Genomic DNA, 24,449 nt, shown 5'->3' on the forward strand with positions numbered 1-24,449 from the left:
CCTCCTCAGAGGTTCCGGTGTGACTCGTAGCGGAGCCAGCGCGAGCCGAAGTCGACCCGGCTGCCCGGCACGACCCGGACCGGGGTACCCGCACCGACCCAGTCGGTCGACGGGTCGCCGGGAAGTCGCACCCCCGTACCGTTGGCCGAGCCGAGGTCGAGGACCCGGACCTGCCAGCCGGTCAGCACGACCCGCAGGTGCCGGCGGGAGACCCCGGCGCCGTCGCCGGCGATCCGCAGCGCCCTGGCCCGGCCGGCGGTCACCTCGCCGTCCGCCTCGGGTGCCCGCCCGACGACATAGTCGGTGTCCAGCCGGAACGTCGTACCGTCGTCGAGCAGCAGTACTCCGAGCGGCGGCCGGGGAGCCCGCCGGGTGACCAGGGTGAGCTGGTGCATGGCGATCCCGCACTGCTGGCAAAAGCGCGCCGCCGGATCGTTGAAGTGCCCCCGCTTGCAGTCGGCGCCCTCTACCAGGACTGGCCGGGGTCGCAGCGGCGCGGTCTCCGCCGCCGACAGGTCGACGGTGTCGGCGGCGGCGGCCAGGTCGACGGTCGGGTCGGTGTGGCCGGGGATCAGCAGTACCGAGACGAACGGGGTCCCGGGGTCGGGTTCGCGGATGGTCACAGCAGCCGCCCGCCCCGGAACCGCCAGCGCAGCAGCGGCACCCGCATCGGCCCGTTCGCGACGAGCCAGACCGCGACCCAGACGACCGCGACGTGCGACAGGTACGCCACCAGCGGCGGCGCCGCCACCCCCGGTACGGCGTCGCCGCGCAGCAGCAGCCAGAGCAGTGCCGCCTCCGGGATCACGGTGACCAGCCCGAACAGGGTCGGCCAGTCCTTCTCCCAGCGGAACTGCATCAGCAGGTGGTACAGCAGTTCCCAGCCGACGCCGAGCACCGCGACCGCCGCCAGTACCCCGAAGGCGGCCCGGTACCGCTCGTCGAGCGGGCCGTCGAGCGGCAGCAGTGGCACGAGTACGGCGGTGACCGCCGAACCGACGACCGCGAGCAGGAAGAGCCGGGTCTGGATCCGCCCGGACAGGATCGGCAGCACGCCTCAGCCCTCGCCTTCCACGTCGCGGCGCTCGCCGTGCGTCCGCCGGCTCTCGCCCCCAGGCTCGCGGCGTTCGCCGTCCACTCCCCGGCCCCGCATCCAGCGCAGCCACCCGACGGTCGAGCGGACCGGGCCGATCCGGCGGCACCAGCCCCGGCGGGCGAGGTCGTCGGCGATCTCCTGGGCGGCGATCTGCAACCCGAGGAAGGTGTCCACGCCCGGGAAGTAGCCGCCCAGGGTGGTGGCGCCGGAGGCGTACAGGGCGCCGTCGCCGCTCGCCGTGCCCTTGACCTCGAAGTGCCGCTCGACGTCCAGCCGGCCGAGCGGGTTGCGGCCGGCGCCGCCGTGGCTGAGCAGGTCGGCCAGGACGCGGTGCTCGGCGATGTCGGCCTCCAGGCCGGTGCAGTCGACGATGTAGTGCGCGGCGATCTCCCGGTCCCCGCCGTCGCCGCTCACCTGGCTGACGAGCATCCCGTCGGGGCCGGGACGGACCTGCCGCACCACTCCCTGCATCGAGTGGTACCAGCCGCCCTGCCGGCCGGCCCGCATCTGCTGCTGCCAGCGCCGGCGCCACGGCGTGTTGGTGCCGCCCATCTCGGCGTAGAGCTGGGCCCGCGCCTCGCCCTCCAGCCGGCGCATCCGGGACTTGAGCTGGCCGCCCCAGACCGACTTCGGGTAGTTGAATCCCTGGTACGCCCAGCCGTCCCCGCCGCTGCGCCGGGCCCAGCGGTGCGGGCCGTGCGCCCCGGCCACGAAGGTCCGGAAGATCTGCACGATCTCGGTGTGCAGGCCGTACCGTTCGCGGTCGTCCATCAGCCGCTGGAGTACCCGGGACGCCACGATCCCGCCGCCGCGCACCAGTACGGTGCCGGGGCGGAGCTTGAGGGACTCGTAGACGTGCTCGTGCGACTCGTAGGCGTTCACGACGTGTGTGAAGTCCTGGTACGTCTCCCGGAACTCCTGTAGGTCGGGCAGATACCTGAGCCCGGGATAGCCGACGGCCAGGTGCACGAACCGGGACCGGTACGCCACCCGCCTGGTCGGGCCGCTGCCCTCGGGCGGGGTCAGCACGGTGAAGTAGCCGCCGCCGTGCCGGCGCCGCACCATCCGCACCACGCCGCGGCTGCGCATGGCCGGATAGTCGATCCGGTGGAACTCCCGTTCCAGGCTGTCGAAGACGGCACCGGCCCGGGGCGTCCAGTAGTCGCTGAGGATCGGCTCGCCGAGGACCTGGAGCAGTGGCCGTACGCTGCGGTCCTGCCACGCTTCGGAGAGCGCGTACGAGGGGAAGCCCCAGATGTTGTCCGGCCGGGACGACGAGTCGGACCGGATCCGCTCCGGTCGCGGGATCTGGGACACCCGGGTCAGGTACTCGTAGGTCTCCCACGGATGCTCCAGGTTGGACAGCACCCGGATCTGGTCGACCGGTACCCCGGCGACGCGCAGGTAGTCGACCGTCACGAACGAGCCGATGCCGCCGCCGACGGTGACGAACGGCACGTCGTGCACGGGTATGCCGGCCGCCTCGACCATCGCGTCCGACCAGATGGGAGCGTCGAGCAGCTGGTCGGTCAGCTCACCCGGCCCGGCCCGCCCGTCCGCCCGGCGCGCGACAGCCACCATCGAGTCCCCCTCCGTGAGCCGGTAAGGGGCGCGGCAGCCCCTTCTGCCGCACTGTCTAGCACAGGCGATCCACCGGGCAGCCGTACTGATCGGCAGCGCACGCGGGGGCGGGCGGTGCGCCCCGCGCGGGGTCGGACTGTCCATCCACGACCCCGCGCGGGCAACCGTGACCGGTCAACCAACCGGACCGGCCGACCAGCCGGCCCGGCGCCGTGGCCGGCGCGGCCGGGTGGCGGGCTCAGCTACGCCGGAAGGCGTACTGGCGACCGCCCCCGGTGTTCCGGCCACGCCCGACACCGGCGGCACCGCCGCCGTTGCGGAGCACCGGGCCGGACTTCGGCGCCGCCGGCCGTCCGGCCCGGGGTCCGTCGTCCGGCAGCACCACCGGGGTGGCGAGTTCGATCGACTCCTCCGCCGGCCGGTCGAGCCGGGCCGGCGAGCCGGCTCCGGTGGCGCGGGCGGTCTTGCCGGACTTTCGTTTGGCAGGCATACGGCGTTCTCTCCTCCTGGTCGGAGCGCCCTGCTCGGGCAGCGCGCGGGACGGGATCGGTGCGGCGTCCGTCCGCGGAGACGTACCACCTGCGGGTGGCAGCTTGCCGAAGAGGCGAAACGGCACGGACGCCCGGAGCGCTCACGCCCACACCGCGCGAACAGGCGGGCGGGTGGGCTCGGATGAGGGGGCATCAGTACCGCATTCCTGCACGATAACCCGACCCACTGCCGGGCGCACCTGTTTTCTTCAGCCGACCCGCTCCCGGCCGAGCAGGTCGTCCGTCCCGGGGGGAGGCGGAGGTGTTCAGCCGGATGCCGGGCCGGGTGCCACCGGGTTGGGCAGCGCGCCGCCGAACCGGCGGTCCCGCTGGGCGTACAGCTCGCAGGCGTACCAGAGGTGGCGGCGGTCGAAGTCCGGCCAGAGGGTGTCCAGGTAGACCAGTTCGGCGTACGCGCTCTGCCAGAGCAGGAAGTTGGAGATGCGCTGCTCGCCGGAGGGGCGCAGGAACATGTCGACCGGCGGCACCTCGGGGTGGTAGAGGTACCGCGAGATCATCTTCTCGTTGACCTTGGCCGGGTCGACCCTGCCGGCGGCGACGTCCCGGGCGATCGCGGCGGCGGCGTCGGCGATCTCGGCCTGCCCGCCGTAGTTGACGCAGAACTGGAGGGTGAGCGTCGAGTTGCCCCGGGACATCTCCTCGGCGGTCTGCAACTCCGAGATCACGCTCTTCCAGAGCCGGCCGGTCCGCCCCGACCAGACCACCCGGACCCCCAGGTCCACCAACTGGTCCCGGCGGCGCCGGATGACCTCCCGGTTGAAGCCCATCAGGAAGCGCACCTCGTCCGGCGAGCGCCGCCAGTTCTCCGTGGAGAAGGCGTACGCCGACAGGTAGGGGACGCCCAGCTCGATCGCACCCTCGATGGTGTCGAAGAGCGAGTACTCGCCCTGCTCGTGTCCCTTGGTCCGGGGCAGGCCGCGCTGCTTGGCCCAGCGCCCGTTGCCGTCCATCACCACCGCCACGTGCTTGGGCAGCGCCTCGGCCGGCAGCGCCGGAGGCCGGGCCCCGGACGGGTGCGGAGTGGGTGGCACCGGCTGCCGACCGGTCCGGTTGGTCATCGAACGGATCACTGTGCTTCCTTCGCTACGTCCGCCGGACCGGGCGGTGGGACGTGCCGCGCCCGCTCCGTACGCTCACCTGTCGATCCCCTGTCGACCAGCGGCAACGAGCGTAACCCGCGCTCCAGATGCCACTGCAGGTGCGCCGCCACCAGCCCGCTGCACTCCCGGCGGTACGGCTGTTCGGCGGCGTCGGCCGTCGACCAGTCCCCGGCGGCGAGCGCGGCCATCAGGTCGAGGGTGGCCGGCGCCGGATGGGCGGCACCGGGCGGCCGGCAGTCCGGGCAGACACAACCCCCGGCGGGTACCGAGAAGGCGCCGTGCCGGCCCGGCGTACCGCAGACGGCACAGCCGACAAGCGCCGGCGCCCAACCGGCCAGCCCCATCCCGCGCAGCAGGTACGCGTCCAGCACCAGGGTGCTGGCGTGCTCCCCGTCGGCAAGTGCGCGCAGCCCGCCCAGGGTGAGCTGGAACAGCCGCAGCGACGGCTCCCGCTCGACCGGGGTGAGCCGCTCCGCTGTCTCGGCGATCGCACTCGCCGCCGTGTAGCGGGGATAGTCGGCGACGAACGCCTTGCCGTAGAGCCGGATCCCCTCCACCTGACTTATCGAGTGCAGCGAACTGCCCTGCTCGCCCTTGGGGTCACCGGCGATCTGGAGGTCGACGTGGCCGAACGGCTCCAGCCGGGCACCGAACCGCGAGGTGGTCCGGCGTACCCCCCGGGCGACCGCGCGCAGCCGGCCGTGCCGGCGGGTCAGCAGGGTGATGATCCGGTCGGACTCGCCGAGTTTCTGGACGCGCAGCACCACCGCGTCGTCGCGGTAGAGCTGTCGGCGGTACCCGGGCACCCGCCCATTGTTCCCTGCCGGTGCGACCCTGAGAATTCTCAGGGTCGCAGATCGGGGTGGCCCGGTGGCGGAACCCCGATGCCCGTGGTCCGCCACCCCCATAGCCTTTTCGGCATGCTGGTTTCCCGGACCACCGCCCTGACCGGCGGGCTCGCCCTGGCCGCCCTGATCGCCCTGGCCGGCTGTGATGGCCTCGCCGAGCAGCGGCTCACCTACGACCGCACCGAGGACGTGAAGATCACCGAGATCGAGGTGCTCCCCGGCTCCGGAAACGTAGTGGTACGCACCGGAGCCGTACAGAACGTCCGGATCGAGCGGGTGGTGCAGTACCGCGGCCCGCAACCGGACGACTCGACCTACCGGATCGAGGGTACGAAGCTGATCCTGGACACCGACTGCGGCAAGCACTGCGGGGTGTCGTACGACATCCTCGCCCCGGCCGGGGTCGCGCTGCGCGGCGAGAACGGCTCCGGCGACGTCAACCTGACCGCGCTGACCGAGGTGGACATCAAGGTCGGCTCCGGCGACATCACGGTGACCGACGTCGACGGCCCGGTACGCGTCGAGACCGGCTCCGGGGACATCCGGCTCACCCGGCTGCCCGGCACCGTCTCGGCGCGGGCCGGCTCCGGATCGGTCGAGGGACGCTCGCTCGGTGCCGGGAAGGTCGACGCGCAGACGGGTTCCGGCGACATCTCGCTGACCCTGGCCGCCCCCGGCCCGGTCCAGGCCAACGCGTCGAGCGGCTCGATCGACCTGACCGTACCGGCCGGCGGCTACCAGGTGCGGACACACGCCGACTCGGGCAACACCGACGTGAAGGTGCCGAACGACCCGGCCGCGAAGGCCGTACTCGACCTCCAGACCGGCAGCGGCGACATCACCGTCCGGTCCAGCTGAACCCGGCGGGTTGCCCGGCCGGCGCCGGCAACTCCCCGGCACCGGCCGGCGCCCGCACCGGGAGTGCGGGCGTCCGCTCCGGGGCGGCGGGCAGCAGGCGGGGCGGGCGACGGGCGGCCAGGTCCTCGACCCAGCCGAAGACGGCCACCGCGACCCCCACCAGCACCGCGACGGCGGCCAGCCGGGCCGCCAGGCCGAGCGCGGAGGAATGGGCCAGCCCCAGCCCGGAGAGCAGCTCGTTGACGGCGATCACGAAGGGCATGTGCCAGAGATAGACGGTAAGCGCCCGGCTGTTCAGCACGGTCACCGCCCGGCCCAGCCGTACCCGGCGGTCGACCCCGGCGACGACCCGGTCGACCCAGCCGACCACCCGGTCGCCCCCCGCGCGGTCGACCCCGGCGGCGGCCGGCGGGGCCAGGCCGAAGACCAGCAGCACGAACGCGACCGACCAGAGCGCGTTACCCAGCGGTACGTCGTTCAGGTCGTAGCCGCGCGGCCCCGGATGACCGAGGATCCAGCCGAGACCGGCGATGCCGACCGGCACGGCGATCCCGAACAGCAGCCGGCGGGACAGCCGGCGCAGCAGCCCGTCGTGCTGGGCGAAGCCGAGCAGCCAGGCCCCGTAGTAGAGCCCGAAGTCCCGCAGCACCCCCGGCGCGTCGGGGAACCCGAACTCGACCACCCCGAGCAGCAGGTACGGCGCCAGCAGCGTCGGCACCGGCCAGCGCCGGAACAGCCAGCGGGCCGCCGGGGATACGAGCACGAACCACAGGTAGTCGCGCAGGTACCAGACCACGCTCAGCACCAGCGCGCCCCAGGTGTTGGCCGGCGGATCGGCCAGCGGCAGTACCCAGAACACCAGCCGCCAGGACGGCGCCAGGCCGGTCAGCAGCATGGCGGGCACGAAGACCAGCGCCACCAGCCAGAGCGAGGGCAGCAGGCGACGCAGCCGGCGCCCGACCGCGGCCGGGCCGAACCGGTCCAGCGAACTGGCCATCAGCGCACCGCCCAGCGCGAACATCACCGACATGGCGGGAAAGGCGAGGGTGAGGAAGGCCCAGCCGGTGACGTGGTAGACGACGACACGGACGATGGCGAGGCAGCGGAGCAGGTCGTAGTACCGGTTTCGCATCAGCCTGACTTGTCGTCGGGACGGCGGGACAGGATGCCTTCCTACCCCGCGTGCCGCCGCAGCCAACCGATTCCGGGAAGGTCGTGCGGTGAACCCTCCGGGAACTCCCGGCGAACGCCCCGGACCCCGGCTTGCACGACGCCGACAGCGCCCACCCGCCCGCCGGGCGCTCCTGGTGGGTCAGCCGGCCAGCCGCCGCCGTACCTGCTCGCGCAGCTCCTCCGGCGCCTCCTCGACGGCCAGCAGCCGGGGCAGCAGCTCCGGCTCGGACATCCAGGCCCGGAACCCCTCCGCGACGGTCACCCCGTGCTCCGGCCGGTGCAGCACCGTCACCTCGTCGCCGGCCCGCACCTCCCCCGGGCGCACCACCCGCAGGTAGGCGCCCGGCCGGGCCGCCCGGGTGAACGTCCTCAACCACTGCGGCAGCCCCATCTTGGCCTGGAAGGTGGCGCACGGGATCCGGCCGAAGGTGGTCTGCAACACCAGTTCGGCGCCGACCTGCCACTGCTCGCCGAGCACCGCCCCGTTCACGTCCAGCCCGACCGTGGTGAGGTTCTCCCCGAAGAGGCCGCCGGGCAGCGTCCGGCCCAGCTCCGCCTCCCACCAGTCGTAGTCCTCCCGGGCGTACGCGTACACCGCCTGGTCGTCGCCGCCGTGGTGCGCCACGTCGAAGATCTGGTCACCGACCAGGCCGCTGCCCAGCCCGACGGTCTTCGGTCCGGGCGCCCGGACCTGGACCGCCCCGTCGACCGGGCGCTTGTTGATGCCTGTGGTGCCGACCGCCTTGGCGCTGTTCGGCTCGGGCACGGCCAGGTTGACCGAGAGGACTTTTCCCATGGGTCCGCACCCTATCCACTGCCGTCCGTCGACCGGCACCGATTTGCCCCCCGACGCCGCCTGGCGGCAGGTCAGGGCCGCTCGCCGAGCGGGTAGCCGCAGAACTGGGCGCCGAGCAGGCCGGCGGTGGCGACCTCGCCGTCCAGCGGGCGGACCTGGTCGGCGTAGCGCTCGGCATCGTCCTGCGGCTCGTACCCGATCTCCCGCCCCTCGGCCAGCGACCACCAGCGCCGGCTGTTCCGGCTGATCCCCCAGAGCAGCCGGAAGCCGGTGGTGTCGGCCCGCAGGCAGGCGTCGACCAGCCGCGTGCAGTCGTCCGGGGAGATCCAGTTCTCCAGCCCGCTCAACCCCGGCGGCTCGGGGAAGCAGGCGCCGAGCCGGAGTGCGAAGACGGTCATGCCGTACCGGTCCGCGTAGAGGCTGCCGAGGGACTCGACGGCCGCCTTCGACCAGCCGTAGTAGGTGTTCGGCCGGGCGGGTGCCGCCGCGGGTACCCCGTCCGGGCCCTCCGGAGCCGGTACGCCGGCCGGCTCCGGGGTGCTGCCGGCCCGCCGGTACCACCCGGCCGCGTGGATCGTCGAGGCGAGCACCACCCGGGACACCCCGGCGGTACGGGCCGCCTCCAGCACCAGCTGCGTACCCGTCACGTTCACCCGGAGCAGTTCCGCCCAGCTCTCCTCGGTGGGGATCGCTGCCAGGTGCAGTACGGCGTCCACCCCGGCACAGGCCGCCGCCAGCGCCGCCGGGTCGAAGATGTCGGCCCGGACGACCTCCACCGGCTCGCCGGATCCCGGCGGTGCCTGATCGGCGAGGTCGAGCAGCCGCAGGATCCGCTCCGGGCCGGCCAGCCGGGGCCGGAGCAGCCGCCCGACCCGCCCGGCCGAGCCGGTGACGAGTAGCCGCGACACCATTCGCGCCTCCCTTCCCCTCCCCGGCGCGCGGACGGGCTCAGAAGCCGAGCTTGCGGAGCTGCTTCGGGTCCCGCTGCCAGTCCTTGGCGACCCGGACGTGCAGGTCGAGATAGACCCGGGTGCCGAGCAGTTCCTCGATCTGCTGCCGGGCCCGGATGCCGACCTCCTTGAGCCGGCTGGCCCGTGCCCCGATCACGATCGCCTTCTGGCTGGAGCGTTCCACGTAGACGTCGGCGTAGATCTTCGTCAGCCGGTCCTCGGGGATCATCTCCTCGACCACCACCGCGATCGAGTGCGGCAGCTCGTCCCGGACCCCCTCCAGGGCCGCCTCCCGGATCAGCTCGGCGACCAGGATCTGCTCCGGCTCGTCGGTGAGCATGTCGTCCGGATAGAGCTGCGGCGAGCCGGGCAGATAGCCGGTCATCACCTCGACAAGGGTCTCCACCTGGTGCCCGGAGACCGCGCTGACCGGCACCACCTCGGCGAAGTCGCCCAGCTCGCTCACCGCGAGCAGCTGCTCGGCCAGCCGCTTCCGGTCCACCAGGTCGGTCTTGGTCACCACCGCCAGCACCGTGGCCTTCAGCTCGGCCAGCTCGCCGGTGATGAACCGGTCACCCCGGCCGATCGGCTCGTCGGCCGGGATGCAGAGGCCGATCACGTCGACCTCGCTCCAGGTCTGCCGGACCAGGTCGTTGAGCCGCTCGCCGAGCAGGGTACGCGGCCGGTGCAGCCCCGGGGTGTCCACCAGGACGAGCTGCGAGTCCGGCCGGTGCAGTACGGCCCGGATCACGTGCCGGGTGGTCTGCGGCTTGTTGGAGGTGATCGCGATCTTCTGCCCGACGATCGCGTTGGTGAGCGTCGACTTGCCGGCGTTCGGCCGCCCGACGAAGCAGGCGAACCCGGCCCGGTAACCGACCTCCCGGGCGCCCGCCGCACGCTGCCCGGCCTCCCGGGCACCGGTGGCGCGCCGGCCGGCGGCGCGGGGGGTGTCCTCGGACGCGCTCACTCCAGCACCGTGCCGAGCAGGGTGCCGTCCGGGGCGGCGACGTGGATCGGGGCGTCCGCCGTCAGGTCGCGGACGGCGGCGTGCCCGGCGCCGTCCAGCGTCGACGCCTCGGTCACCACCGCACCGGCCTCCAGCCGGGTGGCACCGGCGGCGACCGCCGAGGCGACCGCGAGCTGCAACGCGGTGATGGTCAGCGACGGCAGCGAGACACTGGCGGCGGCGTACGTCCGGCCGTCCTGGTCGCGTACTGCCGCGCCCTCCACCGCGCCGACCCGGCCCCGGGCACCCCGGGCCAGCACCACCAGCTTGGTGTCCTCGGCGGTCAACTCGACCGTCGCCGACGGGGTGTGCCCGGCGACCGGGGCGGTCGGCGGCGCGGCGGACGGCTCAGGCATCGGCTGGTTGCCTCTCCTCGGTCCGGGACTGCTGCTCCCGGGTGTTCTCTGCACCCCGGCTCGCCGGGGTGGCGGGGGTCTGCTGCTGCTCCGGCGAGTCCGCCTCGGTGAGCCGGCGGACCAGTACGGAGTCGATGTGGTTGCGCCGCCCGGTGGTGCCCTCGGCGATCAGGCGCAGCCCGCCCACGTCGGCCGAGGCACCGGGCAGCGGCACCCGGCCGAGCGCCTGGGCGAGCAGGCCGCCGACCGTCTCCACCTCGTCGGCCGGCAACTCGACGTCGAACAGCTCGCCGAGGTCCTCCACCGGCAGCCGGGCGGTGACCCGCACCTGGCCGTCGTCGAGGTGCTCGACCGGCGGGCGCTCGACGTCGTACTCGTCGGTGATCTCGCCGACGATCTCCTCCAGGATGTCCTCGATGGTGACCAGCCCGCCGGTGCCGCCGTACTCGTCGACGACGATCACCACGTGGGTGCGGGCCGCCTGCATCTCGGAGAGCAGGTCGTCGACCGGCTTCGACTCGGGCACGAAGGTGGCGGTCCGCATCACCTCGGAGACCGGCCGCTCCTCGGCGGCCGGGTCGTCGCCCTGGGTCTGCCGGATCACGTCCTTGAGATAGAGCACCCCGAGCACGTCGTCGACGCTCTCGCCGATCACCGGGATCCGGGAGAAGCCGGAGCGGAGGAAGAGCACCAGCGCCTGCGGCAGCTTCTTGTGCGCCTCGATCCAGACCATCTCGGTACGCGGCACCATCACCTCGCGGGCGATCGTCTCGCCGAGCGCGAAGACCGAGTGGATCATCTGCCGTTCGCCGTGCTCCACGACACCGCGCTGCTCGGCCAGGTCGACCAGCTCGCGCAGCTCGACCTGGGTGGCGAACGGGCCCTCCCGGAAGCCGCGCCCGGGGGTGACCGCGTTGCCGATCAGGATCAGCAGCGAGGCGAGCGGGTTCAGCACCCGGCCCAGCCAGCGGACCAGCGGCGCGGTGACCCGGCCGACGGTGTAGGCGTGCTGCCGGCCGATGGTGCGCGGCGCCACGCCGACCACGACGAAGCTGACCACCGTCATCGCGCCCGCGGTGACCAGGGCGGCGGTCCAGCCGGCGCCGAAGGTGTCCACCGCGACCAGCGCGACCAGGACGGTCGCGGTCAGTTCGCAGAGCAGCCGCAGCAACAGCAGCAGGTTGATGTGCCGGACCGCGTCGGCGGCGACCACCTGGAGGGTACGCGCACCGCGTACGCCGTCCCGGGCCAGCTCACCGGCCTGGGCCGGGGAGACGGCGGCGACCGCGGCGTCGGCCATCGCGAAGATGCCGGCCAGCACCACCAGACCGGCGGCGAAGAAGAGAAGCACGAGATCGGGGAGGCCGCCCGGTGCGCCGGCGGACGACGCCAACGACGCGGGCAGCGCGGCTAAATGGTCAGGCATCACTGGGTCCGGGTCGCGCGCCAGCTGTCCAGGAGCCGCGCCTGTAGCGCGAACATCTCCCGTTCCTCCTCAGGTTCGGCGTGGTCGTAGCCGAGCAGGTGCAGTACGCCGTGCACGGTCAGCAGGTGGAGCTCGTCGTCGGCCGAGTGCCCGGCGGCGGCGGCCTGCTTGGCGGCGACCTCGGGGCAGAGCACGATGTCGCCGAGCAGCGCCGGCTCACCGCCGTTGACCTCGCCGGGCCCGTGGTCGACACTGCCCTCGTCCATCGGGAAGGCGAGTACGTCGGTCGGGCCGTCCCCGCCCATCCAGCGGTGGTTCAGCTCGGTCATGTAGTCGACGTCGACGAGCAGCACCGACAGCTCGGCGAGGGAGTTGACTCCCATCTCGTCGAGGGCGTGCCGGGCGACGGCGAGCACGGCGTCGGTGTCGACGCTGCTCCCCGACTCGTTGGCGATCTCGATGGACAACTGGTTCCCCTGATGCACTGTCGGAAGCTGTGGTGATGTGGTCCTGCCGCTGCACCGGCCGCGGCCGGACTAGCGGCGCCGGCCGCCGCCGTGCGCGGTCCGTCCCGGTACGGCGTGCACGCCCTGGCCCTGCTGGGACTCCCGCTCGGCGTCCCATCGGGCGTACGCGTCCACGATGTCACTGACCAGCCGGTGCCGCACGACGTCGGAGCTGCCGAGCTGGGCGAAGTGCACGTCCTCGACTCCTTCGAGGATGTCCCGGACGGCGCGCAGGCCGCTGGTCGTCCCGCCGGGCAGGTCGACCTGGGTCACGTCGCCGGTCACCACGATCTTGGAACCGAAGCCGAGCCGGGTGAGGAACATCTTCATCTGCTCGGGCGTGGTGTTCTGCGCCTCGTCCAGGATGATGAAAGCGTCGTTGAGCGTGTTGTGCGTCACCATGAAGTCGTCGGTGACGTACAGCGAGTCCTCCGCCGCGACCTGGATGCACATCGTCTCCTGCACACCGGCCGGAAGGATGGTGTCGATGAAACGCATCGGCCGACCACCCCCGTGCGCTTCGTACAGCCGGCGCTTCCGGGTCAGCCGGAACGGGGTGATCCCCTCCGGCAACCGGATCTCCACGACATAGGCGTCCGCCCGATACGGAACCGGACGGCCGTTCGCGAGCCCGGGCTTTCGCCCCTCGGCCGGCCGGACGCGCCAGGTGGCGACTCCGCCGAGCGACTGGACCAGGTAGACGACATCGTCCCGCAGCCGGCTGGACGTCGTCGAGTACTGCACCCGGCAGGTGCGCCCCGACTGCACGACCGGTCCGCCGTCCGTGTCCAGCAGCCCCTGGAGCACGGCCAGACGGATGTCGACGGAGTTGCGCTTGTACACCTCGGGCACGAACTTGGTCCCCGACGTGGTGCCGGCCAGCTCCAGCCCGCGCAGCGCGACGGTCACCGGGTTCGCGACGATCACGCCGCCACGGCCACCGTTCACGTGCCGGAGGACGTAGTCGATGTCGTTCTTGCGCGCGAGTTCGATGCCGGGCAGTGCCGCCTCGAGCGCCGCCGCCAGCTCCGGGTCCGTCATGGTGAAGCCCGGAGTCGTCCGGCATGAGATGGAGCCGTCCCCGAGCAGCAGACCGAGGGCGTACGCATCGAGCGGAACCTCCCGCGACTCCATCTGCACAGGAGCCACGACCGGAAGTTCGTAACGGTGGATGTATCCCCGCCGTTCCTGGCCGATCATCTCGCTCGTCTCGAGCGTACGTCGGCGGCCACGCCGCTTGTCTTCCGGAGTCGCGACGGTCCAGAGGTGCTCGCCGCAGCAGAGCGTCGAGGCGCCGTCCTGGGTGGTGACCCGGTAGACCTGTTTGGGCCCCTGCGGGTAGATGCCGATCACCGGCGTGGGCTCACCGTTCGAGCCGATGACCAGGTCGCCGATCTCGAGCGACCCGAACGGCTTGAAGCCCTCCGGAGTCAGCACCCGCGCGTCGTACGGCTGCGCACGCCCCCTCATGTATGCCAGCGGGGCGACCTCGATCGTCCCGGCGGCCATCAGCTTGGGGATGGAGTCCGGGTCGAGCATGTCGTGCAGCGCGTCGTAGAGCGGGCGCAGGTAGGGGTCGATCTTCTCGTAGAGCGTGCCGGGCAGGAAGCCGAGCCGCTCGCCGGCCTCGACCGCCGGCCGGGTCAGGATGATCCGGTTCACCTGCTTGGCCTGGAGCGCCTGCACGGCCTTGGCCATCGCCAGGTAGGTCTTGCCGGTACCGGCCGGGCCGATGCCGAAGACGATCGTGTGCCCGTCGATCGCGTCGACGTACCGCTTCTGGCCCAGCGTCTTGGGCCGGATGGTCCGGCCGCGCCGGGACAGGATGTTCAGCGTCAGCACCTCGGCGGGGCGCTCGGTGCCGCCCTGCTCGATCATGCCGAGAGTACGCCGCACGGCGTCGGTGGTCAGCGTCTCGCCCTTCTCGATCAGTTCGAGCAGCTCGGTGAAGAGCCGCTCGGCGAAGGCGTTGTCGGCAGGGGCACCGGTGAGAGTGATCTCGTTTCCCCGGACGTGCACGTCGCTGGGGATCGACCGCTCGATCAGCCGCAGGATCTCGTCGCCCGCGCCGAGCAGATTGACCATGATCTTGGGGTCGGGGACCGTGATCCTGGTCTGCACCCGGGTCTGTCCGGGGGGTGGGGTACCGGTCATGGGTCGGGCCCGGGGCCCTGTGCCACCTGCTTCCGATCTCGGTGCCGCTGCGCCGCCGGGAACCTCCCGGCTGGTCGTGCGACGTGCGGACGTTGGAGTCATCGTATCTGTTCAACGCCGACTGCACGCTGCCCATTTCCGCCACTCTCCACCGGCCTGCGCAGCTCGCGCCCCGGCCACGTGCCGGGTCCGCCCCAACCCGCCGCGCCGGACGAGCGTCCTGCCTGGCTGACCTGGACACCGTGGGCGTAATTGGGCAGCGGTAACGCCCACGGTGTCCAGGTCAGCCGCCGGAACCGGCCTGCTGCCGGTGCTCGGCGGGTGTCGGGAGGGGCGCCGGGAGGGCGGGCGGGTTGTCAGGGGGTGGGTCAGGTCGTCCGGAAGTCGAAGCGGTCGAAGGTCTCCTGGCGACGGGTGAACCGGTAGGTGGCCCAGTGCATCCGGACCACCTCGCCCCGCTCGTCCCGGGTCAGCCGGAGCAGCTCGCCGACCTCGCGGCCGGAGATCGTCCGCAGCACGTCGGGCCGGTCCGGCAACGGCGCGAAGACGGCCGGCGGCCGGCCGGCGGCATCGGCGGCGCCCCGGGCCCGCAGGGCGCCGTCGGACCACGAGAAGACGTACTCGAATCCCTCGCCCCACCAGCGGCCGAGCAGCCCCCGGTACGCCTCCGGGGCCGGCGCGCCCGGGATCCACGGCACGATGTCGGCGGGATCGTCCCGGGCCGAGGTGGTCAGGAGCTGGTGGGCCAGCTCGTTCACCGCCACCCCGGTCCCGGAGGAGCCGAGCACCGCGCAGCCCATCGCGCCCGGCGTGCCGGAACCGCCCCGCCGGCCGTAGACGCTGGCCAGGAAGCCGGGCATCGCGCCGTCGTGGCCGACGTGCAGCACCCGCTCGGCGGCCCCCGGGTCGTCCCGCTGCGGCAGCAGGATCAGGCCCAGCCCGAACCCGGCGGCCCAGAGCGACTCGTCGGTCACGGTCAGCGGCCAGCGCATCTCGTCGAGGGTGTCCGGCCGGAGTACCGCACCGGCCGGGTCGACCGCCGCCGGATCAGCCAGGAACGCCGCCCAGCGGGCCATGTCGGGTGCCGTGCTCCAGAGCTGGGCCGCCGGCCCGACCGCGCCGAGGTCGGTGTTCGGCTCCGGCCGGGCGTGGTCGGAGTAGGCGTCGACCAGGAAACCGGTCGCCGCGCCGGCCGGCGGCCCCTGGTGGGTGTCGGCGAGGCCGAGCGGGGTGAGCACCCGGTCGGCGAGCACCTCCGCCCAGCTGCCGCCGCGCAGCCGGGCCACCGCCTGGCCGAGCAGCGCGACACCGAGGTTGGAGTAGTGGAACCGGCGGGCCGGCGGAAGTACCCGTTCGGCCCGGGCCAGGTCGGCGAGGAACCCGGCCAGCTCCGGGGTGTGCAGGGTGTCCCAGATGTCGCCGTACGGCTCGCGCTGCACGCCGGAGGTGTGCGACAGCAGCCGGCGTACGGTCAGCTCGGCGTGTGCCGGCACGTCGAGGTGCGCCCCGATCGGGTCGTCGAGGTCGAGCAGGCCGTCGTCCCGGCACTGCGACACGAGTACGGCGGTGAAGGTCTTGGTCACCGAGCCGATCCGGAACGCGGTGTCCGGGCCGAGCGGGGCGCCGTTGCCGGTGCTGCCGACCGTGCAGGTCCAGAGCGGCCGGTCGGCCCGGTGCAGGGCGGCCGAGACCGCCGGGATCCGGGAGTCGGCCTGCGCCTGCCGGACGAGCCGCTCCAACCGTCGATCAACCTCGCCCACTTCTCCCCCTGACACGTCAAGATCGTTGATCTTACGCCGGCGTTAGGTGTGGGGGTGCGGCGCGATGGCGGGTGAACGGCGATGCGGGGTCAGCGGGCCAGCATCGGGCCCAGCGGCTCGCCGCCGAGCACGTGGGCGTGCGCGTGGAAGACCTCCTGCCCGCCGTACGGGCCGGTGTTGAAGATCAGCCGGAATCCGTCGGCGACCAGTCCCTCGGTTTCCGCCACCACCGCCGCGGTGCCGAGCACCTCGCCGGCCAGCCCGGGGTCGGCCTCGGTCAGGGTCACCACGTCCGCGTAGTGCTCCTTCGGGATCACCAGCACGTGCACCGGGGCTTTCGGGTCGATGTCCCGGAAGGCCAGCGTGGTGTCGGTCTCCCGGACGACGGTGGCCGGGATCTCGCCCGCGACGATCCGGCAGAACAGGCAGTCAGTTTCCATCGTCGCCAATCGTAGGGGCTGCCGGTCCCGCCCGCGCACCGCCCGGCCGGGTCGGCGGGAGCCGGGCTCTCCAGAGCCGGGGTCCTCCAAATCCGGGGTCCTCCAGAGCCGGGTTGCCGTGGGGACCGGACCGACCGGCATCATGGCGCGATGACTGGACGAGCGGTGCTGGTGACGGGAGCGTCCCGGGGGATCGGACGGGCGGTGGCGACGGCGTTCGCCGCCGGTGGCGACAGGGTCGCGGTGCACCACCGCGACTCGGCCGCGCTGGCCGGGCAACTCGTGGCAGCCCTGCCCGGCGATGGGCACGTGGTGGTCCGGGCCGACCTCGCCGACCCGGACGAGGTACGCGCGATGGTCGACGACGCGGCCGACCGGCTCGGCGGACTCGACGTACTCGTGAACAACGCCGGGGTGTTCGGCAGTGCGGACGCCGGGCACCCGGTCTTCGAGTCCTCCTACGAGCAGTGGCAGCAGCAGTGGCGCCGTACCCTCGACGTCAACCTGCTCGGCGCGGCCAACACCATGTGGTGCGCGGCGAGGCACCTGCGGGACCGGGGCGGCCGGATCGTCAACGTCTCGTCCCGGGGCGCGTTCCGGGGTGAGCCGACCCAGCCGGCGTACGGCGCCAGCAAGGCCGGGCTGAACGCGCTCGGCCAGTCCCTCGCGGTGGCCCTCGCCCCGTACGGCATCGCGGTCGCCACCGTCGCGCCCGGCTTCGTCGAGACCGACATGACGAACGAGCACCTCAGGGCGCCGCGCGGCGACGCGATCCGGGCGCAGAGCCCGTTCAACCGGGTGGCCCGGCCGGCGGAGATCGCCGCCGCCGTGCACTGGCTGGCCTCGCCCGAGGCGGAGTGGGCCTCCGGCACCATCGTGGACCTCAACGGCGCCTCCTACCTGCGCACCTGAGCCGGCGGCCGGTGAGCGAGGCTGACGACTGGCAGGATGATCGATATCCGGCCGGGCGGAAGGGGCGCGACGATGACTGTGGATCGGCGGGACGGGAAGACGACCGGCGAGGACGGGACGACGGCACACCCGGACGGGCCGACGGTCGGGGACAGGGCGACGGCCGGCGGGGACGAGGCGGTGCTGGAGCGGGCGCTCGCCGCGCTCGACCTGGAGACCCGGGTACGGCTGCTCTCCGGTCAGGACTTCTGGACCCTGCCGGCGGTACCCGGGATCGGGCTCGGCACGCTCGTGATGTCGGACGGCCCGATCGGGGTACGCGGCGTCCGCTGGGCCCCGGACAACCCGTCGATCGCCCTGCCCAGCCCGACCGCGCTGGCCGCCACCTGGGATCCCGAGCTGGCCCGGCAGGCCGGCCGGGTGCTCGGCGCCGAGTGCCGGCGCAACGGCATCCACCTGCTCCTCGCCCCCACCGTCAACCTGCACCGCAGCCCGCTCGGCGGCCGGCACTTCGAGTGCTATTCCGAGGACCCGCTGCTCACCGCCGAGATCGGCGTCGGCTACGTCACCGGAGTGCAGGATCTCGGTGTCGGGGCCACGGTCAAGCACCTGGTCGCCAACGACTCGGAGACGGAGCGGATGACCGTGGACGTCCGGGTCTCCGAGCGGGCGCTCCGGGAGGTCTACCTCTATCCGTTCGAGCGGATCGTCGCCGCCGGGGTCTGGGCGGTGATGGCGGCGTACAACGGGGTGAACGGTCACACCATGACCGAGCACGCCGGGCTGCTGCGGGACCTGCTCAAGCGGGAGTGGGGCTTCGACGGGGTGGTGGTCTCCGACTGGACGGCGGCGCGGAGCACCGGGGCGTCCGCGAACGCCGGGCTCGACGTGGTGATGCCGGCCGTCGGCGATCCGTGGGGCGCCGCGCTGGTCGCCGCCGTCCGCGCCGGCACCGTCGCCGAGGCGGAGGTGGCCGACAAGGTACGCCGGGTGCTCCGGCTCGCCGGCCGGGCCGGGCTGCTCGACGGCGTACCTCCGGCGGTGGACCCGGCCGACCTGCCGCGCCCGCCGGACGGCGCCGCCGTGGCGCACGCGGTCGCGGTCAACTCCTTCGTGCTGGCCCGCAACGACGGCGACCTGCTGCCGCTCGACCCCGGCCGGCTGCGCCGGGTCGCGGTGCTCGGCGCGCTCGCCGACGACGCCCGGATCCAGGGCGGCGGCAGTGCGCTGGTCTCGCCGCCGCACGCGATCTCGCCGCTCGCCGGGTTGACCGCCGCGCTCCCGGACACCGAACTCGGGTACGCGGTCGGCGCCGACCCCCGGCTCCGGCTGCCGGCCGCCGGTGGTGTCGCCTGGACCCCGATCACCGCGACGCTGCGCGACGTCGACGGGCGGGCGCGCTACTCGACGGAGCTGGACCGGGCCACCGTGCGCTGGATGGGCGAGCTGCCCGAGGGGATGCCGCCGGCGGAGCTGGCCAGCATCGAACTGCGCGCCGTGCACACACCGCGCGGCAGCGGCACCGCCCGGCTCTCCGTCGAGGGCTTCGGATTCCTCACCCTCACCGTGGACGGTGCCGAACTCTTCGCCGGCCCGCTCGCCGACCCGGCCGAGGAGCCCGGAACCGTATTCCGAGGCACCGTCGAGCGCCGGTTCGAGATCCCGGTCCGGGCCGGCGAGCCGGTCGAGGTGCTGCTGCGCCGGCGGTTCGTCGACGGCGACCATCCGGGCTTCGTGTCGGTCACCCTCGGACACGCCGAGCCGCCCGCCGCCGCCGGGGAGTCCCTGCCGGAGACGTTGCCCGACGAGGAATCCCTGGCGGAGGCCCTGCTCGACGAGGCGGTCCGGCTGGCCGCCGGGGCCGACGTCGCGGTGGTGGTGGTCGGCACCACCGAGGAGGTCGAGTCGGAGGGGTTCGACCGGAGCACGCTGGCGCTGCCCGGCCGGCAGGACGAACTGGTCCGCCGGGTGGCGGCGGCCAATCCCCGTACGGTGGTGGTGGTCAACGCCGGCTCACCGGTGCTGATGCCCTGGGCGGACGAGGTGGCGGCGATCCTGCTGACCTGGTTTCCCGGTCAGGAGGCCGGGGCGGCGCTCGCCGACGTACTGCGGGGGCGGGCGGAACCGGGCGGACGGCTGCCGACCACCTGGCCGCGCCGGCCCGAGGACTGCCCGGCGCTGCCCACCACCCCGGTCGACGGGGTGCTCGACTACTCCGACGGGGTCTTCGTCGGCTACCGGGGCTGGCGGGCCGAGCCGCTCTTCCCGTTCGGGCACGGGCTCGGCTACACCGACTGGGCGTACGAGTCCCTGACGGTGGACGAGGCGGCGGAGGGGCCGGTCGCGGTGGTCACCGTCCGGAACACCGGCCACCGGCCGGGCCGCGAGGTGGTGCAGGTGTACGTCGGCCCGGAGGTCGCCGACCCGGAGCGTCCGGTCCGCTGGCTGGCCGGCTTCGCCGCTGCCACCGCCGCTCCCGGCGAGACGGTGACGGTCCGGGTGCCGTTGCCGGAGCGCACCTTCCAGGTCTGGGAGCCGGACGGCTGGCGGACCCGCACCGGCCGGTACCGGGTCGAGGCGGCGCACAGCCTCGGCGACCTGCGCCGGAGCGCCACCGTCGACCTCGATTCCTGACAGATCCACGCCACCAGCGGCCGAGCCGGTCGCCAGCAACCGGGCCAGGTCACCGACAACCGAACCGGGTCACCAGCGGCCGAGCCGAGGCAGAGCCTCGTCACCAGCCGTCGAGCCAAGGCAGAAGCCTCGTCACCAGCGGCCGAGCCGGGCCGAGAGTACGGCCAGTGCGGCGACTCCGGCGGTGGAGGTACGCAGCACCTCGGGGCCGAGCCGGACCGGTACGGCACCGGCCGAGGCGAGCGCCGCCAGCTCGGTCGGCGACACCCCGCCCTCGGGGCCGACCACCAGCACGATGTCGCCGGTCGACGGCAGTTCGGCGGAGCCGAGCCGGTCCACCGCCTCCTCGTGCAGCACGAAACCGGCCGTCGCGGCGGCGATCCGCCGGGCCAGCGCCCGGGTCGACTCGTCCGGCGCCTGCGCCGATCCGGCGACGGCCGGCAGCCAGGGCCGGCGGGCCTGCTTGGCCGCCTCGCGGGCGGTCGCCACCCAGCGGTCCCGGGCCCGGACGCCCCGGTCGCCGCGCCACTGCACCACCGAGCGTTCGGCCGCCCAGGGCACGATCTCGTCCACCCCGACCTCGGTCATCGCCTGCACGGCGAGTTCGGCCCGGTCTCCCTTGGCGATGCCCTGCACCACCACCAGGCGCGGGTCGGGCGGCTCGGCGTAGCGGCGGGCGGTGACCCTGCCGGTCAGGGTGCCCCGGCCGACGGCGGTGACCACGGCGGTGACGGTGCCGCCGCGCCCGTCGGCGAGCAGCAGCTCCTCGCCGGTACGCAGCCGCTGCACCGTCACGGCGTGGTGCCCCTCCGGCCCGTCGAGGGTGACGGAGTCGCCCGGCGGCAGCGACTCGACCAGGAACAGCGGCGCACTCACGGCGAGCAGGTTAACCGGTCACCGGCCCGGGGTGGCACGGCGCGGGTCAGCCGTGGCCGTTGAAGGCGTCCCGCATCCGGGAGAAGAAGCCGCCCTGCTTGGTCAGCTCGGCAACCTCCTCGCCCCGGGTCTTGGCGAACTCGCGCAGCATCCGCTCCTGGTCGGCGTCGAGCTTGGTCGGGGTACGCACGTCGAGGTGCACGTAGAGGTCGCCCCGGCCGGCACCGCGCAGGTGCGGCACGCCCCGGGCCCGCAGCCGCAGCGTCGAGCCCGGCTGGGTGCCCGGCTTGACGTCGACCGGTTCCTCGCTGTCCAGCGTCTTGATGGTCAGCCGGGTGCCGAGCGCGGCGGCGGTCATCGGCACCGTGACCCGGCAGTGCAGGTCGTCGCCCTTGCGGGAGTAGACGTCGTGCGGCCGCTCGTGGATCTCCACGTAGAGGTCGCCGGCCGTACCGCCGCCGGGGCCGACCTCGCCCTGCTGGGCCAGCCGGATCCGCATGCCGTCCTCGACCCCGGCCGGGATCTTGACGGTCAGCGAGCGGCGGGTGCGCACCCGGCCGTCACCGGCGCAGGTCGGGCAGGGGTGCGGGATGACCGTGCCGTACCCCTGGCAGACGGTGCACGGCCGGGACGAGACGACCTGGCCGAGGAAGGTGCGCTGCACCGACTGCACCTCGCCGCGCCCGCCGCACGCCTCGCAGGTGGCCAGGTGGGTGCCGGGTGCCGTGCCTGCGCCGGTGCAGGTGGTGCAGAGCACGGCCGTGTCCACCGTGATCGGCGCCTCCACCCCGAACGCGGTCTCCGGCAGGTCGAGTTCGAGCCGCAGGATCGCGTCGGCACCGGGCCGGGTGCGCGGACGCGGGCCCCGGGAGCCGCCGGCCGCCCCGAAGAAGGCGTCCATGATGTCCTGGAAGCCGACGAAGGGGCCGCCCGCACCGCCGGGACCGGCACCGGGTCCGCCACCGGGGGCCAGCGGGTCACCGCCGAGGTCGACGATCTGCCGCTTCTGGTCGTCCGAGAGGACCTCGTACGCGGCGTTGATGTCCTTGAACTTCTCGTGTGCCTCCGGATCCGGATTCACGTCCGGGTGGTACTGCCGCGCCAACCTGCGGTAGGCGCGCTTGATGTCGTCGTCGGAGGCGTCCCGGCTGACGCCGAGAATCCCGTAGTAGTCCTTGGCCACTGCGTTCCGTGTCCTCATGTCTGTCTCGCGTACCGTCCGCCGGTCGTCAGGGTGAGCTGTGGTGGTCAGTTCTGCGCCAGCACGTCGCCGACGTAGCGTGCCACGGCCCGCACCGTGGCGATGGTGCCCGGATAGTCCATCCGGGTGGGCCCCAACACGCCGAGTCCGCCGACGATGGTCGCACCCGGACCGTATCCGGTGCTGACCACCGAGGTGCCCCGGAGGTTGTCGATCTCGTTCTCGTCGCCGATCCGCACCTGGAGGGTGTTCGGCTCCACCTCGCCGATCAGCTTGAGCAGGATGACCTCCTCCTCGAGGGCCTCGAGGATCGGTCGCAGCGAGCCCTGGAAGTCGAGCAGCCCGCCCCGGGTCAGGTTCGCGGTGCCGGCCAGGGCGAGCCGCTCCTCGTGCCGCTCGACAAGGGTTTCCAGCAGCACCGTGGCGAGCGTGGTCATCGCCGGGCGGAGCCCGGGGACGACCTCGTCGACGAGTGCCTGGACCAGCGGCGGGGTGTCGGCGAGCTTCTTGCCGGCGAGCTGCTCGTTGATCAGCCGGCGTAGGTCGGTCACGTCGTCGGCGGTGATCGGCGCCGGCAGCTCGACCAGCCGCTGCTCGACCCGGCCGGTGTCGGCGATCATGACCAGCATCAGCCGGGTGGTGGAGATCGGCACCAGTTCCAGGTGCCGGACGGCGGAGCGGGCCAGGCTCGGGTACTGCACCACGGCCACCTGCCGGGTGAGCTGGGCGAGCAGCCGGACCGTACGGTGCACCACGTCGTCGAGGTCCACCGCGCCGACCAGGAACCGCTCGATCGCCCGGCGCTCGGCCGGGGTCAGCGGCTTGACCCGGGAGAGCCGGTCCACGAAGAGCCGGTAGCCACGGTCGGTGGGAACCCGACCGGCACTTGTGTGCGGCTGCCGGATGTAGCCCTCCTCCTCCAGCACGGCCATGTCGTTGCGGACGGTGGCCGGGGAGACCCCGAGCTGGTGACGCTCGACAAGTGCCTTGCTGCCGACCGGTTCCTGGGTGGCGACGTAGTCCTCCACGATCGCGCGCAGCACGTCGAGCTTGCGGTCGTCGAGACCCATCCTCACCTCCCTGCGACGTCCGGCCCCGGCTGGGCGAAACGACCGGGGCGACCACGACGGTCGGGCCAGGCTTGCCTGGCACTCGACTGTAGCGAGTGCCAGTCTACGACCAAGGCGTACCCCGCGCGATGATCATTTGGAAGGGCTATCCGAAGCTGGACAACAGGCTTGCCAGCACACCCTACCCCGGTGCGCCTGGCGGGCACCGCCGGTCATCGTCCGGGTTCGATCGCCGGACGGCGCGAGTCCGATCGGCTGGACGGGTGCGGGTTCGATCCTCCGGACGGGTGCGGGTTCGACCGCGGGTGCGGGTTCGACCGGGGGGGCGGCTGGCGTCGGTTGAGCGCTGGTCCTACCGTGACCCCATGACTGAACCGCCCCGCCCTCCCGGAGAATACGGCGGTCCGCCGCAGGACCCGACCACCCCGATGAACCCGGGCCAGTACCCGCCGCCGGGCGAGGGGTATCCCCCGCCCGCCGCACCGCAGTACGGTGCGCCCGGCACGCCCCCGCCGACCTCGGGCGGCGGCACCTATCCGACGTCCGGTGGCGGCACCTACCCGACCTCAGGCGGCGGGACGTACCCGACCTCCGGTGGCGGCTACCCGCCCCAGGGCGGGAGCTACCCACCCCCCGGTGGCGGCTACCCGCCGCCCGGTGGCCAGCCGCCCGGTTACCCGCCGTCCGGTGGCCAGCCGCCCGGCGGATACCCCGGCGCCGGCTACCCGCCGCAGGGCGGCTACCCGCCGCAGGGCGGCTACCCGCCGCAGGGCGGCTACCCCGGCAACCCCTACGGCGCACCGGCACCGCACGGCTATGCCAACAGCGACGAGAAGACCTGGGCCCTGATCGCGCACTTCGGCGGCATCGTGGTCGGCTTCATCGCCTCGCTCGTGGCGCTGCTCGCCAAGGGCAACGAGTCGCCGACCGTGCGCGCGCACGCGGTCGAGGCGCTCAACTTCCAGATCACCTGGGGCATCATCTCGATCGTCTCGCTCGTCGTCGGGACCTGCACCGTGGTGCTCTTCTTCCTGCCGCTGATCGCCTGGGTGGTGGTGCTGATCTTCTCGATCATCGCCGGCATGAAGGCCAACGAGGGCGTGCTGTACCGCTACCCGATGACCATTCGCATGATCAAGTAATTCCCGAGCCACG

At 73.2% G+C, this 24,449-nt stretch carries 23 protein-coding genes and 2 pseudogenes; 4 read left to right on the forward strand and 21 right to left on the reverse strand.

What is annotated here, in order from left to right:
- Positions 1 to 5 precede the first annotated feature (5 nt).
- From O7626_RS25440 to recO, 6 genes are all read right to left on the reverse strand, one after another.
- Positions 6 to 623 carry an FHA domain-containing protein gene (locus O7626_RS25440; RefSeq protein WP_278063616.1) on the reverse strand — a complete coding sequence of 206 codons (618 nt, stop codon included), beginning with the start codon at positions 621 to 623 and terminating at the stop codon, positions 6 to 8.
- Positions 620 to 1,054 (reverse strand): hypothetical protein, encoded by a 435-nt coding sequence (locus O7626_RS25445; RefSeq protein ID WP_278063617.1) that lies wholly within the window; start codon positions 1,052 to 1,054, stop codon positions 620 to 622. The genes O7626_RS25440 and O7626_RS25445 overlap by 4 nt, the downstream gene beginning before the upstream one ends.
- A 3-nt stretch (positions 1,055 to 1,057) precedes the next feature.
- Positions 1,058 to 2,677: a hypothetical protein gene (locus O7626_RS25450; protein ID WP_278063618.1), complete on the reverse strand. Its 1,620-nt coding sequence runs from the start codon at positions 2,675 to 2,677 to the stop codon at positions 1,058 to 1,060.
- Positions 2,678 to 2,915: 238 nt separating this feature from the next.
- Positions 2,916 to 3,167: a hypothetical protein gene (locus O7626_RS25455; RefSeq protein ID WP_278063619.1), complete on the reverse strand. Its 252-nt coding sequence runs from the start codon at positions 3,165 to 3,167 to the stop codon at positions 2,916 to 2,918.
- Positions 3,168 to 3,473: 306 nt separating this feature from the next.
- Positions 3,474 to 4,286, reverse strand: a complete 813-nt coding sequence (locus O7626_RS25460) for an isoprenyl transferase (RefSeq protein ID WP_278063620.1) — start codon at positions 4,284 to 4,286, stop codon at positions 3,474 to 3,476.
- Positions 4,287 to 4,294: 8 nt separating this feature from the next.
- On the reverse strand, positions 4,295 to 5,134 hold the full coding sequence (gene recO / locus O7626_RS25465; protein WP_278063621.1) for a DNA repair protein RecO: 840 nt from the start codon (positions 5,132 to 5,134) through the stop codon (positions 4,295 to 4,297).
- A 114-nt stretch (positions 5,135 to 5,248) separates the two neighbouring features.
- Here recO and O7626_RS25470 point away from each other — a divergent pair, with 114 nt between their 5' ends.
- Positions 5,249 to 6,034 (forward strand): DUF4097 family beta strand repeat-containing protein, encoded by a 786-nt coding sequence (locus O7626_RS25470; RefSeq protein WP_278063622.1) that lies wholly within the window; start codon positions 5,249 to 5,251, stop codon positions 6,032 to 6,034.
- Here O7626_RS25470 and O7626_RS25475 read toward each other — a convergent pair.
- The 12 genes and pseudogenes from O7626_RS25475 to O7626_RS25530 all read right to left on the reverse strand — a co-directional run bounded on the left by O7626_RS25475 (position 6,015) and on the right by O7626_RS25530 (position 16,601).
- Positions 6,015 to 7,166 (reverse strand): acyltransferase, encoded by a 1,152-nt coding sequence (locus O7626_RS25475; RefSeq protein WP_278063623.1) that lies wholly within the window; start codon positions 7,164 to 7,166, stop codon positions 6,015 to 6,017. The two genes, O7626_RS25470 and O7626_RS25475, sit on opposite strands and share 20 nt — an antisense overlap.
- Positions 7,167 to 7,346: 180 nt before the next feature.
- Positions 7,347 to 8,003, reverse strand: coding sequence for an MOSC domain-containing protein (locus O7626_RS25480; RefSeq protein ID WP_278063624.1), 657 nt, complete (start codon positions 8,001 to 8,003; stop codon positions 7,347 to 7,349).
- A 71-nt stretch (positions 8,004 to 8,074) separates the two neighbouring features.
- Positions 8,075 to 8,914, reverse strand: a complete 840-nt coding sequence (locus O7626_RS25485; protein ID WP_278063625.1) for an NAD(P)-dependent oxidoreductase — start codon at positions 8,912 to 8,914, stop codon at positions 8,075 to 8,077.
- A 37-nt stretch (positions 8,915 to 8,951) separates the two neighbouring features.
- Entirely contained in the window at positions 8,952 to 9,920 is a 969-nt protein-coding gene (gene era / locus O7626_RS25490; protein WP_278063626.1) for a GTPase Era, read from the reverse strand.
- Positions 9,917 to 10,315, reverse strand: a complete 399-nt coding sequence (locus O7626_RS25495; RefSeq protein WP_278063627.1) for a cytidine deaminase — start codon at positions 10,313 to 10,315, stop codon at positions 9,917 to 9,919. The genes era and O7626_RS25495 overlap by 4 nt, the downstream gene beginning before the upstream one ends.
- Positions 10,308 to 11,741, reverse strand: coding sequence for a hemolysin family protein (locus O7626_RS25500; RefSeq protein WP_278063628.1), 1,434 nt, complete (start codon positions 11,739 to 11,741; stop codon positions 10,308 to 10,310). The genes O7626_RS25495 and O7626_RS25500 overlap by 8 nt, the downstream gene beginning before the upstream one ends.
- The gene (ybeY, locus tag O7626_RS25505; RefSeq protein ID WP_278066311.1) at positions 11,741 to 12,208 is read right to left on the reverse strand and encodes an rRNA maturation RNase YbeY; all 468 of its coding nucleotides are present in this window, start codon (positions 12,206 to 12,208) and stop codon (positions 11,741 to 11,743) included. The genes O7626_RS25500 and ybeY overlap by 1 nt, the downstream gene beginning before the upstream one ends.
- Before the next feature lie 69 nt (positions 12,209 to 12,277).
- Positions 12,278 to 12,745: a PhoH family protein gene (locus O7626_RS25510; protein ID WP_347404870.1), complete on the reverse strand. Its 468-nt coding sequence runs from the start codon at positions 12,743 to 12,745 to the stop codon at positions 12,278 to 12,280.
- A gap of 150 nt (positions 12,746 to 12,895) precedes the next feature.
- Positions 12,896 to 13,717 (reverse strand): annotated as a pseudogene (locus tag O7626_RS41575) (LAGLIDADG family homing endonuclease); the annotation flags it as partial.
- Positions 13,706 to 14,401: pseudogene (locus tag O7626_RS25520) on the reverse strand (PhoH family protein); the annotation flags it as partial. The pseudogenes O7626_RS25520 and O7626_RS41575, both read right to left, overlap by 12 nt.
- Before the next feature lie 368 nt (positions 14,402 to 14,769).
- Positions 14,770 to 16,161, reverse strand: a complete 1,392-nt coding sequence (locus O7626_RS25525) for a serine hydrolase domain-containing protein (RefSeq protein WP_278066312.1) — start codon at positions 16,159 to 16,161, stop codon at positions 14,770 to 14,772.
- A gap of 89 nt (positions 16,162 to 16,250) precedes the next feature.
- Positions 16,251 to 16,601, reverse strand: coding sequence for a histidine triad nucleotide-binding protein (locus tag O7626_RS25530; RefSeq protein ID WP_278063629.1), 351 nt, complete (start codon positions 16,599 to 16,601; stop codon positions 16,251 to 16,253).
- 150 nt (positions 16,602 to 16,751) lie between these two features.
- Here O7626_RS25530 and O7626_RS25535 point away from each other — a divergent pair, with 150 nt between their 5' ends.
- Both O7626_RS25535 and O7626_RS25540 read left to right on the forward strand, forming a co-directional pair.
- Positions 16,752 to 17,513, forward strand: coding sequence for an SDR family oxidoreductase (locus tag O7626_RS25535; protein WP_278063630.1), 762 nt, complete (start codon positions 16,752 to 16,754; stop codon positions 17,511 to 17,513).
- 72 nt (positions 17,514 to 17,585) lie between these two features.
- On the forward strand, positions 17,586 to 20,147 hold the full coding sequence (locus O7626_RS25540) for a glycoside hydrolase family 3 C-terminal domain-containing protein (protein WP_278063631.1): 2,562 nt from the start codon (positions 17,586 to 17,588) through the stop codon (positions 20,145 to 20,147).
- A gap of 132 nt (positions 20,148 to 20,279) precedes the next feature.
- Here the strand turns inward: O7626_RS25540 and O7626_RS25545 are convergent, their stop codons facing one another.
- The 3 genes from O7626_RS25545 to hrcA all read right to left on the reverse strand — a co-directional run bounded on the left by O7626_RS25545 (position 20,280) and on the right by hrcA (position 23,294).
- Positions 20,280 to 21,023, reverse strand: a complete 744-nt coding sequence (locus O7626_RS25545; RefSeq protein ID WP_278063632.1) for a 16S rRNA (uracil(1498)-N(3))-methyltransferase — start codon at positions 21,021 to 21,023, stop codon at positions 20,280 to 20,282.
- A gap of 46 nt (positions 21,024 to 21,069) precedes the next feature.
- Positions 21,070 to 22,206, reverse strand: coding sequence for a molecular chaperone DnaJ (gene dnaJ / locus O7626_RS25550; RefSeq protein WP_278066313.1), 1,137 nt, complete (start codon positions 22,204 to 22,206; stop codon positions 21,070 to 21,072).
- A gap of 65 nt (positions 22,207 to 22,271) precedes the next feature.
- A complete protein-coding gene (gene hrcA, locus O7626_RS25555; RefSeq protein ID WP_278063633.1) occupies positions 22,272 to 23,294 on the reverse strand; it encodes a heat-inducible transcriptional repressor HrcA in 1,023 nt (340 codons plus the stop codon).
- Positions 23,295 to 23,659: 365 nt separating this feature from the next.
- Between hrcA and O7626_RS25560 the strand changes: the two genes are divergently transcribed.
- A complete protein-coding gene (locus tag O7626_RS25560) occupies positions 23,660 to 24,436 on the forward strand; it encodes a DUF4870 domain-containing protein (RefSeq protein WP_278063634.1) in 777 nt (258 codons plus the stop codon).
- The last annotated feature ends 13 nt before the right edge of the window (positions 24,437 to 24,449 follow it).

This window comes from Micromonospora sp. WMMD1102, assembly GCF_029626265.1.
GTDB lineage: Bacteria > Actinomycetota > Actinomycetes > Mycobacteriales > Micromonosporaceae > Plantactinospora.